The sequence below is a fragment of the Pedobacter heparinus DSM 2366 genome, from assembly GCF_000023825.1.
Lineage (GTDB): Bacteria > Bacteroidota > Bacteroidia > Sphingobacteriales > Sphingobacteriaceae > Pedobacter > Pedobacter heparinus.
The window spans coordinates 3,342,170-3,358,442 of sequence record NC_013061.1 but is presented as its reverse complement, the minus strand read 5'-3'; the positions used below and the strand labels follow the sequence as shown (position 1 = coordinate 3,358,442).

Genomic DNA, 16,273 nt, shown 5'->3' with positions numbered 1-16,273 from the left:
AGATGAAATTTAACAAATTGAAATATTTCCCTGCAGCACTTTCAATGGTGCTGATATGGGCTTCCTGCACTTCGCCGGAAAAAAAAACGGATCGTCCGAATATCCTGATGATCATGTCCGATAACCAATCCTGGAACCACGTAGGGAGCTATGGTGATCAAACGGTACGCACGCCCAATATGGACCGGATTGCGAAAGAAGGGGTACGTTTTACCAATGCTTTTTGCAGTTCACCTTCCTGTACGCCCGCAAGGGCTGGAATGCTGACCGGACAGGATATATGGAGGTTAGAAGATGGGGGCAATTTATGGGGTGTTTTACCGGTTAAATATAAAGTATATCCGGATTTGCTGGAAGAAGCTGGCTATGCCATAGGTTTTCAGGGAAAAGGCTGGGGCCCGGGAAGCTTTGAGGCCAATAAACGCCCAAGAAATCCTGCAGGGAATGAGTTTAAAAGTTTTGGCGCATTTTTAAAAGATAAAAAAGAAGGTCCCTGGTGTTATTGGATCAGTAGTCATGAACCTCACCGTCCTTATGTGGAAGGTTCCGGCGAAAAAGCTGGTATCGATCCAAATAAAGTAAAAGTTCCTGCCTATTTGCCAGATCATATCAGTATAAGAAAAGACATTGCAGATTACTACGCTGCGGTTGAAACCTTTGATCGTGAACTGGGCGAGGCCCTTGACCAGTTGAAAGCAAGTGGTGAGCTGGACAATACGGTAATTGTGGTATGCAGTGACAACGGCTGGCAAATGCCGCGTGGACTGGCCAACTTGTACGATTTTGGTACACATGTGCCCCTGATCATTTCATGGCCAGGTAAGTTTAAACAGGATGTAGTTGCCGATAACCTGGTCACACTGAATGACCTTGCCCCAACATTCTTACAACTGGGTAAGGTACCTGTACCGGCCGATATGACGGGTAAAAGTTTATTGCCCATTGTTGAGGCAGGTAAAAAAGATGAAAAACCCCGGGATTATGTAGTACTGGGAAGAGAGCGTCATGCATTCGTTCGTCGGCATGGCCTTGGCTATCCTGGCAGGGCAATTCGTACTAAAGATTATCTTTACATTAAAAATTATGAACCAAATAGATGGCCGGCAGGTGATCCGCCGTTTTATGGAGACATTGATCCCTACATGTTCAACTGGCCGGGTGAAACCAAATATTACCTGATAGAACATAAAGATGATCCGAAAGTAAAGTCTTTCTTTGAACTGGGAATGGGCAAACGTCCGGCAGAAGAATTATTTGATATCAATAAAGATCCGGATGAATTACACAATCTGGCAGCACTTCCTGAATATCAAAAAATAAAACAGGAGCTTGTTGCTAAATTGCGTAATTATTTGGTAGCAACGAAAGATCCGAGAGAAACTAATGGTAATATACAGATCTGGGATACTGCTGCTTATTTTAGTGAAATAGATAAAACGCCAAAACCAAGTAAAGAGATGCAAAAGCGTTTTAAATTAGATTCCAGTTACAATTATTTGAAGTAAACATAACATGAAGATGTACAAATCGAAAGGCTGGTTGATAGCCATGCTTATACTTGCAGGTTTTGGAGATGCAGGGGCGCAAACCTCAAAAGTAGCAGCTTCCAGGCCTAACATCATTATCATCATGACAGATCAGCAAACAGCTGATGCCATGAGCAATGCTGGTAATAAGGACCTGCATACACCTGCAATGGATGTTTTGGCTGCAAACGGTACCCGTTTTACACGTGCCTATTGTGCCCAGCCGCTCTGTACACCTTCACGCTCCGCGATATTTAGCGGAAAAATGCCACATGAAACCGGCTTTACGGGGAATACACCGGAAAAGGACGGACAGTGGCCCGATTCTGTGCTGATGATGGGCAAAATATTTAAGGCAGGAGGCTATAAAACCGGCTACGTCGGAAAATGGCACCTGCCTGTTCCTGTTACTAAAGTAGCACAACATGGATTTGAGACTATTGAGAATACAGGTATGGGCGATTATACCGATGCAGTTACCCCATCGCAATGCGCCAACTTCATTAAAAAGAATAAAGACAACCCATTTTTACTGGTAGCATCCTTTTTGAACCCACACGATATTTGTGAATGGGCAAGGGGTGATAATTTGAAAATGGATGTTCTGGATGCAGCGCCGGATACAGCATTTTGTCCGAAATTACCTGCCAACTGGCCAATTCCGGCTTTTGAGCCTGCCATTGTAAGGGAACAGCAAAAGGTGAACCCGCGTACTTATCCTTCGGTAGGCTGGAACGAAAGCCAGTGGCGCAAATACCGCTGGGCCTATAACCGCCTGGTAGAGAAGGTAGACAATTATATGGCCATGGTATTGGGTTCGTTAAAAAAATATGGTATAGAAGACAATACCATCATCATCTTTACCAGCGATCATGGTGATGGTTATGCGGCACATGAGTGGAACCAGAAGCAGATTTTGTATGAGGAGGCTGCCAGGATACCTTTTATCATCTCGAAGATCGGACAATGGAAAGCCAGAACCGATGATCAGCTGGTTTGCAATGGCATCGATATTATCCCCACCATATGTGGCTTTGCCGGAATTGCTAAACCTGTTGGTTTAAAAGGCCTGGATTTAAGTAAACGTATTGCCAACCCTTCGGTTAAACTACGGGATACTTTAGTGATAGAAACCGATTTTGCTGATAACGAACTGTTGCTGGGTATTAAGGGCAGGGCAGTGATTACCAAAGATTTTAAATACATTGTTTATGACAAGGGGGAGATCCGGGAACAATTGTTTGACCTGGAAAAAGACGCAGGAGAAATGGATAACCTGGCTGTTAAACCCGCCTATAAAAAGAAATTGAATGAAATGCGCGCTTACCTGAAACTATGGTGTAAACAGCACCAGGATTCGTTTTATGCATTAAAAAAATAAATAGCAGGAGCGGGTTTGTATGATTTAAAATTAAAAATAAAGCTTATATTAAGCAGTATTTATGGTTTTTTGTCGGATGTGGTTAATTTTGACATGGGATTTAAACACAGGTTTTTTTAATGCTGACCGAATGAGGAGAGGTGCTTTATATTGTTATTTGTTGGTATTGCTGTTGGCAGCCAGATTGCCGGTACATGCCCAGACCAACCCTGATCAAAATGTAAAGCGTTATTTCAGAAGTATTTCTGTAGATAAGGGCTTGTCGCAAAGCACGGTTTTCGCCATTGTACAGGATACACTGGGATTTATGTGGATGGCCACCCAGGACGGACTTAATCGTTATGACGGGGAAACTTTTACAGTATACAGACCCTCCAAAGGCGATAAAAAAAGCATACAGTCGAATTACATCAGGAGCATTTATCTTGACCACAAGGGCTTGTTATGGGTTGGTGGTAACCAGGGTGTGAGCCGGTATGATTATGCGAGTAACAATTTTCAGAATTATAAGTTGCCAAGAAAGCCTGGCGAATGGTACATTTCATCTGTCATACAGGATGCGGATAAACTAATATGGGCCAGTTCCAGTGCGGGTGAACTGTTTTGTCTGGATCAACATACTGAGCAGTTCAAACAGGTTAATTTTGATGCATCTGCCTATGGCATTAAAAGTGTACGCCACCTGGCGCTGTTGAAAAACACGTTGCTGGTAGGCACAGATGTGGGACTGTTTAAAATGAACATGAAGAGCCGTAAACTGACTTCGTTTAATCTGGGCTCGGCTAAACCCATAAATGAACTTTTTATTGATGACCAGGTATTGTGGGTGGGAACAGAAGGCAACGGGTTGATCAAATATAACCTGACTACCGGCGACTGGCAAAATTACAGGCACCTGGTAACAACAGTAAATGGCAGTCTGGCCGATAATGACGTACGTGGCATCAGTAAAGATGCTCAGGGAAACCTCTGGTTGGGTACATTCAGGGGCCTTTCTATCCTCGACCCTAAGACCGGTATTTTTCAGAATTACTATCACCAGGCTTCTATTCCTTATACCCTGAGCCAGAATTCTGTACGTTTTGTATACCGTGATAAGCAAATGGGTATGTGGATGGGTACTTTTTACGGAGGCATAAACTATTACCATCAAAACGACATTAAATTTAACCTGCTCAATCAGAATACAGGTGGCTTATCCTTAAATGACCAGGTAGTTAACCTGATTAAAGAAGACAGTAAGGATAACTTTTGGATTGGTACAAATGATAAAGGACTGAACTACTGGGACCGCAAAGCCGGTACAATCAGGTATTATACTTATAAGGAATCTGATCCGAATTCACTGAGCTCGAACAATATCAAGTCGATTGCTTTTGATCAAAGTGGTAAACTATTGGTAGGTACACATAATGCGGGCTTAAATTACCTGGATCCGGTTACCGGAAAAAGTAAAGTTTTCAGACATGTGGCCAGTGATCCGAAAAGCATCACCGGCGATATGGTATATGCCCTTTTAAAAGATCATCAGAACAGGATCTGGGTAGGAACAAGGACGGGGCTGGATCAGTTTAATGTAGCCGATCAGTCTTTCTCACACATTTACATCGACAAGGCAGGCAAACGTTTAACTTCTGATGAGCTCACTTATTTGCTGGAAGATTCCAAAAAGAGGATCTGGATCGGTACAACAAATGGTGTGAACCTGTTTTATCCCGAAAACCTGTTGTTTGATCCTTTTCCGGGTGCAATGCTGAGCAACGATGTAGTGAGCTGTATTGCTGAAGACCATAAAAAACGGATCTGGGTAGGTACCAGGGACGGTTTAAATCTTTTTGATGAAAATACCCGTTCTTTTGTAACCTTTAATACCCGCAAGGATTTTCTTAAGGGTACCATTTATGGCATACAGCCAGATGATGATGGCTACCTTTGGATATCCACCAATAAAGGCCTGGTGAAATTTGACCCCGATACCCGTAAAATACAAATGTTCGACAACAAGGACGGCTTGCAAAACAACCAGTTTAATTTGTACGCTTTTTGTAAAGCCAATGATGGAATGATGCTTTTTGGTGGTATAAACGGGATATCTTATTTCTATCCCAGAACATTAGACCAGGCCCCGCTTAAGCTGAAGGTGACTTTTACCGGGTTGGAAGTGTTTAATAAAACAGTAGTTCCTGATGATGGTTATGGCATTTTGGACCAGCACATTGACCAGGCTGCCAAACTCACTTTTGGACATGAATTTAAGCAGTTCAGCATTTTCTTTAATGCTTTTAACTATATCTCACCCAACAGAACCAAATACCAGTATAAACTGGAGGGCTTTGATGCCGACTGGCAGTTAACAGATAATGTACCGAAGGCCAGTTATACCAATCTGCAACCTGGTAAATATATATTTCATGTAAAAGCGATTGGGCCGCTTGGGGAAAGCAGTGCAACGAAAAGCCTGGAGATAGTAGTGTTGCCACCCTGGTGGAACAGCAACTGGTTTTACCTGCTGGTTTGCCTGTTGGGGGCTGGAGCTGGTTATATTGTATATAGGGTGGTTTCTGAGCGTATCAGAACACTGCACCAGTTAAAGCTGGAAAGAATGGAAAGAGAAAAGGTCAATTCCATTAACCAGATGAAAATGGATTTCTTTACCAATGTATCTCATGAATTCAGGACACCACTTACCTTAATCCTGGCTCCGCTGGAAGAGATCATGAACAAGCCTGTAACAGATAAATCGTTGCGCAGGCACCATGAACTGATGCTGTTGAACGCAAAACGGTTGTATCACCTGGTCGATCAGTTGTTTGAATTCAAAAAGACAGAGCTGGGCACCAAGAAACTGAAAGTGAACCGGGCCGATATGGTGAGTTTTATTCATGAGGTTTATAGCTCTTTTAGTACGCTTTCTGCCAAAAACAAGATCAAATACACTTACAATTCCACCGAAGCACGACTGCCTTTTTATTTTGATAAGGATTCTATTGAAAAAATACTGTTCAACCTATTGTCCAACGCCTTTAAATATACGCCGGAGGCAGGATCTATAACAGTTGAACTGACCAGGAAGAACAATGATGCGGTGATTAAGGTAAGTGATACGGGTATAGGGATAGACATAAAACATCAGGATAGGATCTTTGACCGTTTTTATCAGGTGAGCGGAGCCGAAATGAACCTGGGCTCGGGGGTTGGACTGGCCTTTACCAAACGCCTGGTAGAATTGCACCATGGTACCATTACAGTAGAAAGTGCCCCCGGCAAGGGTAGTATGTTTATCGTTTCTATTCCACTTGCTGATGAGCAGTATGATGCGGATGAACACAGTGGAAGCCAGCATTATGAGCTGTCGGTTGAAAATGACGAGCAAGGAAATTTTGCTGAAGATGTGGCGTTTGAAAACCCCATAGCAGCAGATGACAGTCAGGAAAAAGAGAAGTTGCTGGTGGTAGATGACAATCCTGAAATTGTAGATTACCTTAAGAATTATTTCAGCAACATTTACCAGGTTAGCGTTGCCTACGATGGTAAAGAGGCACTGGGCCTGCTGGATGAGGAACAGGTAGACCTGATCATCTGTGATGTGATGATGCCAGAGCTGGATGGCATACATTTTTGCAAGAAGATCAAACAGAATATCCGGACCTGTCATATTCCGGTAGTGTTGCTTACAGCAAAAAATGAGACCAACCACCAGATCAAAGGGCTCGAAGTTGGGGCAGATGATTATGTAACGAAGCCTTTTTCTATCGCTTTACTGGAGGCCAAGCTGCAAAATATCAGTCGTTCCAGAAAGCGGCTGAAAGAGTATTATTCAAGTTCAACGGAGATTATTCCTGAAAATATTGCTTTTAATACACTTGATGAAGACTTCTTAAGGGAAGCCATTGCAATTATCGAGTCGCACATTACAGAATCAGATTTTTCAGTAGATAAATTCAGCAGGGAAATCGGCATGAGCCGTTCCAATTTGTATTTGAAGCTAAAAGCCATTACCGGTGAATCTGCAACTGATTTTATCAAAAGGATCCGCTTTAAAAAAGCGGTAGAACTGATGGAATCCAGACAATATACCATTGCACAGGTAGCCTACATGTCGGGCTTCAATTCTCCTTCCTATTTTTCGACGGCCTTTAAACAATATTACGATTGTATGCCTACAGAATATCTTGCAAAAAAGGATTTGGAAGGCAATTAACGGAGTTTAACACAAAACCTAAATCATAAAAGACAATATTGAAATCCTTTCCTAAGGTTTAGCCCTAATTTCGGTTTATAATAATTTGAAACCTTAGAAAAATTGGCACAATCTTACGCAATCGGAATTGATGTTGGCGGCTCATCTTTAAAATGCGGCCTGGTAAATGAAATGGGAGAGGTCATCTATTCCTTTTTATTTCCACTAAACAATGTTTTAACAGAAGGGGAGGTCATAGCCCTGATCAACGCGGCCATACGTAAGTGTGTGGAGCATGCCCCCGCACAGGTAATTGGTGTTGGTATTGGTTTTCCGGGCATTGTTGACCAAAATGTAGTTATTGGCGGAGCAGATAACCTGCCCGGCTTTGAAAACCTAGACCTGGGCAGGATCATTGCCGGCTCTACCAGTTTAAACGTGGTGATAGACAATGATGCAAATATGATGGGTTGGGGAGAACTGATCTATGGTTCCGCCGGCAATTGTACGGATGTGGTTTTTATTACCGTAGGAACGGGGATAGGTGGCGGACTGATCATCAATGGAAAACTTTACGGCGGGTATAAAAACAGGGGCACAGAACTGGGACATATTACCATACAGCACGGAGGTACCAGGTGTTCCTGCGGTTCTTCCGGTTGCTTTGAAGCTTATGCTTCTGTAGCTGCATTAATTAATGATTATGCTGAGCTTCATGGAACAGATGCAGAAGGCATTACAGGTAAAATGATTGTAGATAAATACCGGGCTAATGAAGTACAGGCAATTGAAGTGATGGAAAAACATTTCGACTATATGGCCACAGGCATTGCCAGCTTTGTCAATGTGTTTAGTCCGCAAAAAGTAGTTATTGGTGGCGGCATCAGCGAGTCGGGCGATTTTTATATTGAAGAGATCAAAAGGAGAGTTTTGGAAATAGCTATGCCCGGCACAGTTCAATATACCCGTATTGTGGCCGCAAAATTAGGCAATCAGGCCGGTTTGCTGGGCTGTGCGGCAAGGGTATTCTCAAAATTTAAATAATTTAACAGAATTTATATGCAGCGTAATAATTTTTTAGTTGGTGTTATTTTACTGATCTGGTTTGTCATTTCATTTGTTACCAATATTTTGGGGCCATTGATGCCAATCATTATCCAGACTTATAAGCTGAGCTTAACGATGGCAGCTTTTTTGCCGTTCTCCTTTTTCCTGGCTTATGGTATTATGTCCATCCCCTCGGGTATCATGATAGAAAAGATCGGTGAGAAAAAATCCATGCTCATCGCTTTTTCGCTGAACTTTATTGGTGCCATATCCTTTGGCCTGTATCCGCAATATGGCATTGCGTTAGGATCACTGTTTATTATTGGAATGGGAATGGCTATGCTCCAGGTCATCATTAACCCGCTGATGCGTACTGCAGGGGGTGAAGAAAATTTTGCTTTCTTTTCTGTGCTGGGGCAACTGGTATTTGGACTGGCCTCTTTTGTAAGCCCCTTTGTATTTTCCTATTTGCTCACTGCACTTACTGCCCATCCCATTGAAAACCCTTTAGTTGGGGTATTGGCTGGCCTTGTTAAAGATGGTTTGTCCTGGACAGCCCTTTACTGGCTGTTTAGCTTTATCTTTTTATTGATCCTGCTGCTGCTTTCTTTTATCAGCATGCCTGCGGTAGAACTGAAAGAAGATGAAAAAACTGGTGCTGGCAGTGTTTATTTAGGACTGTTAAAGAATAAGGACGTTGTACTTTTCTTTATCGGTATTGTGGCTTATGTAGGTACGGAACAGGCCCTGGCCAACTGGATGTCTGAATTTTTAAGAACTTATCACGGAGTTGATCCCAATAAAGATGGCGCCCAGGTAGTAGCATGGTTCTGGGGTTTAATGTCATTGGGCTGTTTACTTGGTCTGGCGCTCTTAAAGCTTTGGGATTCCAAACTCATTCTTAAAATGGCGACAGTAATTTCCATTGTGGTGGTTTCACTGGCTTTATTTGGCAGTAAAGAACTGGCTTTATATTCATTTCCGGCAGCAGGTTTTTTTATCTCGGTTATGTTCTCCATTATTTTTTCGCTGGCTTTAAATTCGGTTTCGCAGCATCATGGTTCATTTTCAGGAATTTTGTGTTCAGGTATTTTTGGAGGGGCATTGGTACCCCTGATCATTGGTGCGCTCGGAGATCTGATCGGTTTGCGTTTTGCACTGGTGTTCCTGTACTTTACACTAGGTTATATTTTGTTCCTGGCCTACTATGCAAAACCAATGATCAATAACAAAACGGTAAAGTTAAAAGAGCTTTTTTAAAAGGTTGATGGCATTTCAATAGGATAAGCCAGTTCACGCTTGGCCTCATTGATTACAAAATAGCTCCTTAGTGAACCTACATGTGAAAGTTTTGCCAGGCGTTCTACCAGAAATTCATTGTACGAAGTCATATCGCGCACCACTATTTTTAAGTTAAAATCGAAAGATCCTGTCATGTGGTAGCATTCCATAACTTCGGAAAATTTTGAAGCTTCATACTGGAAGGCCTTAAGTGAATCTGTAGTATGTTCATTCAATTGCACATGGGTGAAGGCAATCAGGAATTCACCCATTTTTTTTCTGTTGATGAGCGTCATGGTACCGGTTATATAACCCAGCTTTTTTAATTTGTCTACCCTGTCGTAAATCGTATTGCTGGCTTTGTGCAGCTTAAGCGCAAGTTGTTTATTGGTTAACTTCGCATCTGTTTGAAGTAAACGCAAAATTTGCAGATCAACCTGATCCAAAGTGTTTGTATTCATATTGATGTTTAAGCTAAAGTTGGTCCGTTCAGGTGGTTAACCTGCGCAAAGAAAATGTATTTCATTCAGATTTTCAAATACTTACAGGTAATTTTGTGTATGCGGATAATATTTTATTATGAAGAAATATTATTTGGTGAAGTTGTTTATATATGATAATATTTCCGGTTTTTACAGATTAATTGCCCATAAAAAAGCTGCCTGAATTTTCAGGCAGCTGCTTAAAGAAATCTATTTTGGGGGACTACTTCTTTTTAAGTGTAAGTTCTGTTGTGTATGCCCTGCATTTGACGTCATATAACAGCTTTTTTACAGTAAGAAATAGCTGATGATAATATCCTATAGTATTTTGGGGAAATGCTACAGGAAAGACTATGGGCTGCCTGCTATATTTGAAATTCGCATAGTTTAACCAAATATATCCTGAACTTTTTGAAGCTTCAGGCCTTCTGAAATCTGTAGTAAATGAGAAATTTCCACATTTTTATTTTTATATGTCTTTCGCTTTTTAGCCATGCTGAATCGCATGCTGCCAGAGTTGATAAAAAAAGCAAGCTCACCATTGTCATTCCCATTCAAAACAGTTCAAGGATTAAATTCGGTGCGGGTAAATTAGCAAGTGCTTTGAATTTAATTGGTTATGATGTTAATATTGTACAAAGAGACAAAGCTCCGGCCACAAAAAATGTAATCGTTATCGGTACAAAAAACGATAAGCTGTTAAACAGTTTGGCTGCGGCTATGAACGCTACTGGTACACAGGCCGGAAAAGAGGGGTTCAGCATCACTTATGCTAAAAACAGAAACCTGGTTATTGAGGGTACTGATCCTTCCGGAGCTTTATACGGTTGTATGGAGCTGGCTGATGAAATAAAAAATACAGGTAAACTACCTGAAAAGATTGCCCTTACAGATCAGCCGGAAATGGTATTGCGCGGAACCTGTATCGGACTCCAGAAACCCGACTATCTGCCGGGCAGGGATGTTTACGAATATCCTTATACCCCGGAAACATTCCCCTGGTTTTATGATAAAGCACTTTGGATCCAGTATCTGGATATGATGGTAGAGAACCGATACAATTCACTTTACCTCTGGAACGGTCACCCTTTTGCCTCATTGGTAAGGTTAAAAGATTATCCTTATGCAGTGGAGGTAGACGATGTTACTTTTAAGAAAAATGAAGAAATGTTCCGGTTTCTGACTGAAGAAGCGGATAAACGTGGCATTTGGGTAATCCAGATGTTTTACAATATCATTATCCCTAAACCTTTTGCCGAAAAACACCACCTCAAAACGCAGGACCGTAACAGGCCGATTATTCCTCTTATAGCCGATTATACCCGCAAATCTATTGCCGCCTTTGTAGAGAAATATCCGAATGTGGGTTTACTGGTGGCCTTGGGCGAAGCTATGGAAGGCGTAGGGCAGGACGATGTGGACTGGTTTACGAAAACCATTATTCCGGGGGTAAAAGATGGCTTAAAGGCTGCGGGTATTAAAAATGAACCACCAATTGTATTGAGGGCCCATGATACCGATGCACCCAGGGTAATGACCGCTTCCTTACCTCTGTATAAAAATTTATATACAGAAAATAAGTTTAACGGAGAGGCGCTTACCACTTATGAGCCCCGGGGAAGCTGGGCAGCGCTTCACAGAAAATTAAGTGCTGTTGCTCCGGTACATATTGCAAATGTACATATCCTGGCCAATCTGGAACCTTTCAGGTATGGGTCTGCCAATTTTATCCAGAAATCTGTACAGGCAATGGATAAAATATATGGGGCAAAAGGACTGCACCTTTACCCGCAATCGGGTTATTGGGACTGGCCATACACAGCTGATAAGATCAGCCCCAGGCAGTTGCAGGTTGACAGGGACTGGATCTGGTACAAGGAATGGGGCAGATATGCCTGGAATTCCAAAAGGGACAGAAATGAGGAAATTGATTACTGGGGAAAGGAGCTTGCTGGTAAATATGGCACTGACCTGGCCAGTGGTAAAGCCATCCTGAACGCATATGAAGAATCAGGAGAAATTTCTCCTAAACTGTTGCGCCGCTACGGGATTACCGATGGCAACAGGCAGACTTTAACACTGGGGATGCTGATGACCCAGCTGATCAATCCTTACCGTTATGGTTTATTTACCTTAATGTATGAGTCTGAAGCCCCGGAAGGAGAGATGATCATTGAGTACGCAGAGAAAGAATGGAAAAAACAAGGCCATATTGGAGAAACCCCTGTTCAGATTGCCAAAGAAGTGGTGGTACATGGACAGCAGGCCCTTGCAGCTATAAATGCAGCGGCAGCAACAGTTACCCGTGATACCGCAGAATTTAGAAGGCTCAAAAATGATATGTACTGCTACAATGCCATGGCCAATTTTTATGCAGAAAAGGTTAAATCGGCACTATGGGTGTTACGCTATAAATATTCAAACGATGTATCCGACCTGGAAAAGGCCCTGCCCCTTTTAGAAAAGAGCGTAAGTTATTATGCTGATTTGGTTAAACTAACAGAAAATGATTACCTGTATGCCAATAGTATGCAAACCAAACAGCGTAAAATACCTATGCGTGGCGTTGATAAAACTTTTATCCACTGGAAAGAGATGTTGCCGGTTTTTACGAAAGAACTGGACCATTTTAAAAAAAGCATAGATTCTTTGAAATCGGCAGGCAAGGGGAAAGCGATTGTATTACAGCCTTTTAAAAATGCAGCGGTTAAAATACTGTCGGACCAGGGAACTTATGTTATTGGCAGGGATGCGGTGGTATTTACAGATTCAGCAGCTAAAATAAAGGATTTCACGACACAGCTGAAGGGGCTTAAGGCTGTAAAAATGGCTAAAACAGAACAGCTAAAAACGGGTACTACACTGAAGTTCAGTAATACCGTCCCGGTAAAGGTTTTGGTAGGTTTTTTTAATAAAAAAGGCCCCTCATACCTTAAAGCTCCTGAACTCGAAACCGATGCCAGTGCAAACAATTACGGGCAATCGGAGATAAAGATTTCCAATGCCCTGGTTGTGGCGGGTTACCCGCCTGTCAATGTACATGCTTATACTTTTGAAGCCGGAACAAATACTTTAACTTTAGGAAAGGGCGAATGTCTGATCCTTGGCTTTATCACTGAAAAGCAGGAAATGAGGATCTATAATGCGGGACTTGACGGGCAAGGGAAAGACATTGACTGGTTATTTGAATAATGATGAACAGAAAGAATTTTATACTCATGGCATTGTTCCTGTTTTTTACAGGAGTTGCTGCTGCGCAGTTGCCTGCAGGTACGGCCAAACTTAAAAAGTACGTAACCTTTTTTAATTCCATTGATGAAGAAGCAGTGAAAAACTTTGTGCCCAATGCTGCGGCATTCGACTGGCTGGCACAAAATATTCCCTTGCTGGAGTGTCCGGATGAAGTATTGGAACAAAACTATTATTACCGGTGGTGGTCTTTCCGTAAGCATCTGGTAAAAACACCTGAAGGCTTTATCTTTACCGAGTTTATTGAGCCTGTTAACCATGCAGGCAAATACAATTCTATCAGCTGTGCACTTGGGCACCATATTTATGAAGGGCGATGGTTAAAGAACACGGAATATTTAAAAGAATATATAGATTTCTGGCTGTACCATGCCGATGTTGGTCAAAGCAAACCGCGCTTTCACCAGTTTAGCAGCTGGCTGGATGATGCAGTGTACCAGAACTACCTGGTAACACCGGATGCAGCGCATTTGAAACGCATATTGCCTGCCCTGGATGCTGATTATGCCAAATGGGAAAAAGAAAGACAAGTAAAAAGCGGCCTGTTCTGGCAGTTTGATGTCAGGGACGGAATGGAAGAGTCGGTAAGCGGGTCACGGAAAGATGAGAACCGCAGGCCTACCATCAGCAGTTATATGTATGGAAATGCAAAGGCCCTGGCCAATATTGCCGCAATTACAGGAGATAAAGCATTAACGGAAAAATATATTGTTAAAGCTGCACAGCTTAAAAAACTGGTGCAGGATAGCCTGTGGGACAGTAAAGGCAGTTTTTTTAAAACGAGGCACCCTAACGGAAAACTTGCTGTTGCGCGTGAGGCCATTGGCTTTGTGCCATGGGATTTCAATTTACCTGCCGATCAGCCAGTATATGCCAGGGCATGGGACCAGTTGCTGGATACTGCCGGGTTTAAAGCTCCCTGGGGCCTGACCACTGCCGAAAGGAGAGAACCTACATTCAGGACAAGGGGATCCGGCCATAGCTGCGAATGGGACGGTGCCTTATGGCCTTTTGCCAGTTCGCAAACTTTAAAAGGACTGGCAAATTTGCTTACCAATTATAAAAACCACGGTAAAATGACGGCAACTGTTTTTTATGATGAACTACATCAATATGCGCTTTCTCATCAGAAAAATGGTAAACCTTATCTGGGCGAATACCAGGATGAAAAGAATGGGGAATGGCTGAAAGGGGATAACCCAAGGAGCAGTTTCTATAACCATTCTACTTTTTGCGATCTGGTGATCAACGACCTGATTGGCATTAAACCAAGGGCTGATCAGGCTGTAGGCTTCCAGCCACTGATCCCTGAAGGGAAGTGGGACTGGTTTTTACTGGATAACCTCAGTTATCACGGCAAAACATTGCAGCTGCGCTGGGACAAGACCGGTAAAAAATACAATAAGGGCAAAGGATTGTACATCTATGCCAATGGAAAAGAAATTTATCGTGCTGCAAACTTAAAACCTGCAGTAATTAAAATGAAATGATCATCAAGAAAATAGCCGAAATGAAGTTTTATAGCCCTTGCCCTGTATTTAAGATAATCGTTGTCCTTTTTACTTGCCTGCTAAGCTTTGGTTTAAGTTCCAATGCACAATCCTATTACAATGTATTGAAATATGGAGCAAGGAACGACAGCAGCAAACTCGCAACCCAGGCCATTAAAAAAGCGATTGATGCGGCTTCAAAAGCGGGTGGCGGAACGGTTTATTTTCCTGCGGGAAAATACCTTACAGGGGCTATTCACCTGAAAAGTAACATTACCATTTTTATTGACGCAGGGGCGGAACTACATTTCAGTGATAATTTTGATGATTATTTGCCGATGGTAAAAAGCAGGTATGAAGGGGTGGATGTGACTAGCTTTTCGCCTTTATTTTATGCTTATAAAGCTGAAAATATTGCCATTACCGGGCGTGGTATTATAGATGGCCATGGTAAAAAATGGTGGGATTTTGTAGAAGGGTATAAAGCAGACCAGCCACGTTCTAAATGGCAATATATGTTCGACGACCTGAACAGGGAGATCTTATTGCCGGATGATCCGAAGCAGATGAAAAGGGGCTTCCTGCGTCCGCCATTTATTCAGACCATGTACTGTAAAAATGTATTTATTGAAGGGATAACCATTCGCAATTCCCCATTCTGGACGGTTAATCCGGAGTTTTGTGAAAATGTAACCATACATGCGGTAACTATCAATAACCCGGGTTCTTTTGCACCAAATACAGATGGGATTAATCCTGAATCCTGTAACAATGTACACATCTCCAATTGCCATATCAGTGTGGGTGATGACTGTATTACCATTAAATCGGGCAAGGATGCACCGGGCCGGAAAATGGCAGCGCCGGCACAGAATTATACCATTACCAATTGCACCATGTTATCGGGCCATGGCGGTGTAGTGATAGGCAGTGAAATGTCTGGTGATGTACGAAAGATCAGCATTTCCAATTGTGTATTCGATGGAACAGACCGCGGGATCCGTATTAAATCTGCACGCGGCAGGGGTGGCATAGTCGAAGAGATCAGGGTAGACAACATCATCATGAAGAATATAAAACAACAGGCAATTGTGCTCGATCTGCAGTATGCTAAAACAACATTAGAACCGGTTTCCGAACGTACGCCAAGGTTCAGGAACATTCATTTCAGCAACATTACCGGCCAGGTAAATGAGGCTGCCTATTTAAACGGACTGGAAGAAATGCCCATAGAAAATATCAGTTTTAATGACATCAATATGGAGGCAAAAACAGGTTTAGACATCAGGAATGCCAGCCGTATCGCATTCCATAACGTAGAGGTAAATACAGAAATAGGACCGGCTGTTAAAGCTGAAAATGTTTCTGCACTGACTATAAACGGTTTAAAAAGTTATACACCACATGCAAATGCAGCTGTAATTACGCTTAAAGATATAAATGATGCCTTTATTTACAACGCTTTCCCGGCTGCAGGAACAGATATGTACCTGAAAATCAGTGGAGAAAAAACTAAAAATATCACGCTGGGAAACAATAACTTTAAGCATGTAAAAACTCCTGTGGTAACGGAAGGGAAAGTTACAGACGCAGTACGGGTTATTTCGGGGGATACCATTAAATAATTTTAATCTGTA

General features: G+C 42.3%; 9 protein-coding genes. 8 read left to right on the top strand and 1 reads right to left on the bottom strand.

Going from position 1 to position 16,273, the window contains the following annotated elements:
- Window positions 1-2 precede the first annotated feature (2 nt).
- From PHEP_RS13995 to PHEP_RS13975, 5 genes are all read left to right on the top strand, one after another.
- Window positions 3-1,505, top strand: coding sequence for a sulfatase family protein (locus PHEP_RS13995; RefSeq protein ID WP_015808636.1), 1,503 nt, complete (start codon window positions 3-5; stop codon window positions 1,503-1,505).
- 7 nt (window positions 1,506-1,512) lie between these two features.
- Window positions 1,513-2,907, top strand: a complete 1,395-nt coding sequence (locus PHEP_RS13990) for a sulfatase family protein (RefSeq protein ID WP_015808635.1) — start codon at window positions 1,513-1,515, stop codon at window positions 2,905-2,907.
- A 130-nt stretch (window positions 2,908-3,037) separates the two neighbouring features.
- Entirely contained in the window at window positions 3,038-7,108 is a 4,071-nt protein-coding gene (locus PHEP_RS13985) for a hybrid sensor histidine kinase/response regulator transcription factor (protein WP_036674657.1), read from the top strand.
- Between the two features lie 102 nt (window positions 7,109-7,210).
- Complete coding sequence (locus tag PHEP_RS13980; protein WP_036674111.1) at window positions 7,211-8,131, top strand: ROK family protein; 921 nt, start codon at window positions 7,211-7,213, stop codon at window positions 8,129-8,131.
- 15 nt (window positions 8,132-8,146) lie between these two features.
- Complete coding sequence (locus PHEP_RS13975) at window positions 8,147-9,394, top strand: MFS transporter (protein ID WP_015808632.1); 1,248 nt, start codon at window positions 8,147-8,149, stop codon at window positions 9,392-9,394.
- On the opposite strand, the gene PHEP_RS13970 is transcribed toward PHEP_RS13975, so the two are convergent.
- Entirely contained in the window at window positions 9,391-9,876 is a 486-nt protein-coding gene (locus PHEP_RS13970) for an Lrp/AsnC family transcriptional regulator (RefSeq protein ID WP_015808631.1), read from the bottom strand. The genes PHEP_RS13975 and PHEP_RS13970 overlap by 4 nt on opposite strands.
- Before the next feature lie 465 nt (window positions 9,877-10,341).
- Here PHEP_RS13970 and PHEP_RS13965 point away from each other — a divergent pair, with 465 nt between their 5' ends.
- Genes PHEP_RS13965 through PHEP_RS13955 form a run of 3 tightly spaced genes read left to right on the top strand, consistent with a single transcriptional unit; the run spans window position 10,342 to window position 16,261 of the window.
- Window positions 10,342-13,089 (top strand): alpha-d-galacturonidase, encoded by a 2,748-nt coding sequence (locus PHEP_RS13965; RefSeq protein ID WP_015808630.1) that lies wholly within the window; start codon window positions 10,342-10,344, stop codon window positions 13,087-13,089.
- Window positions 13,089-14,636: an MGH1-like glycoside hydrolase domain-containing protein gene (locus PHEP_RS13960; protein WP_015808629.1), complete on the top strand. Its 1,548-nt coding sequence runs from the start codon at window positions 13,089-13,091 to the stop codon at window positions 14,634-14,636. Before PHEP_RS13965 ends, PHEP_RS13960 begins: the two co-directional genes overlap by 1 nt.
- Entirely contained in the window at window positions 14,633-16,261 is a 1,629-nt protein-coding gene (locus PHEP_RS13955) for a glycoside hydrolase family 28 protein (RefSeq protein WP_015808628.1), read from the top strand. Before PHEP_RS13960 ends, PHEP_RS13955 begins: the two co-directional genes overlap by 4 nt.
- Window positions 16,262-16,273: the final 12 nt, after the last annotated feature.

Excerpts from the sequence above, each read along its gene's own strand:
- PHEP_RS13995 (WP_015808636.1), top strand. The coding sequence starts at position 3 with ATGAAATTTAACAAATTGAAATATTTCCCTGCAGCACTTTCAATGGTG.
- PHEP_RS13990 (WP_015808635.1), top strand. The coding sequence starts at position 1,513 with ATGAAGATGTACAAATCGAAAGGCTGGTTGATAGCCATGCTTATACTT.
- PHEP_RS13985 (WP_036674657.1), top strand. The coding sequence starts at position 3,038 with ATGAGGAGAGGTGCTTTATATTGTTATTTGTTGGTATTGCTGTTGGCA.
- PHEP_RS13975 (WP_015808632.1), top strand. The coding sequence starts at position 8,147 with ATGCAGCGTAATAATTTTTTAGTTGGTGTTATTTTACTGATCTGGTTT.
- PHEP_RS13970 (WP_015808631.1), bottom strand. The coding sequence starts at position 9,876 with ATGAATACAAACACTTTGGATCAGGTTGATCTGCAAATTTTGCGTTTA.
- PHEP_RS13965 (WP_015808630.1), top strand. The coding sequence starts at position 10,342 with ATGAGAAATTTCCACATTTTTATTTTTATATGTCTTTCGCTTTTTAGC.
- PHEP_RS13960 (WP_015808629.1), top strand. The coding sequence starts at position 13,089 with ATGATGAACAGAAAGAATTTTATACTCATGGCATTGTTCCTGTTTTTT.
- PHEP_RS13955 (WP_015808628.1), top strand. The coding sequence starts at position 14,633 with ATGATCATCAAGAAAATAGCCGAAATGAAGTTTTATAGCCCTTGCCCT.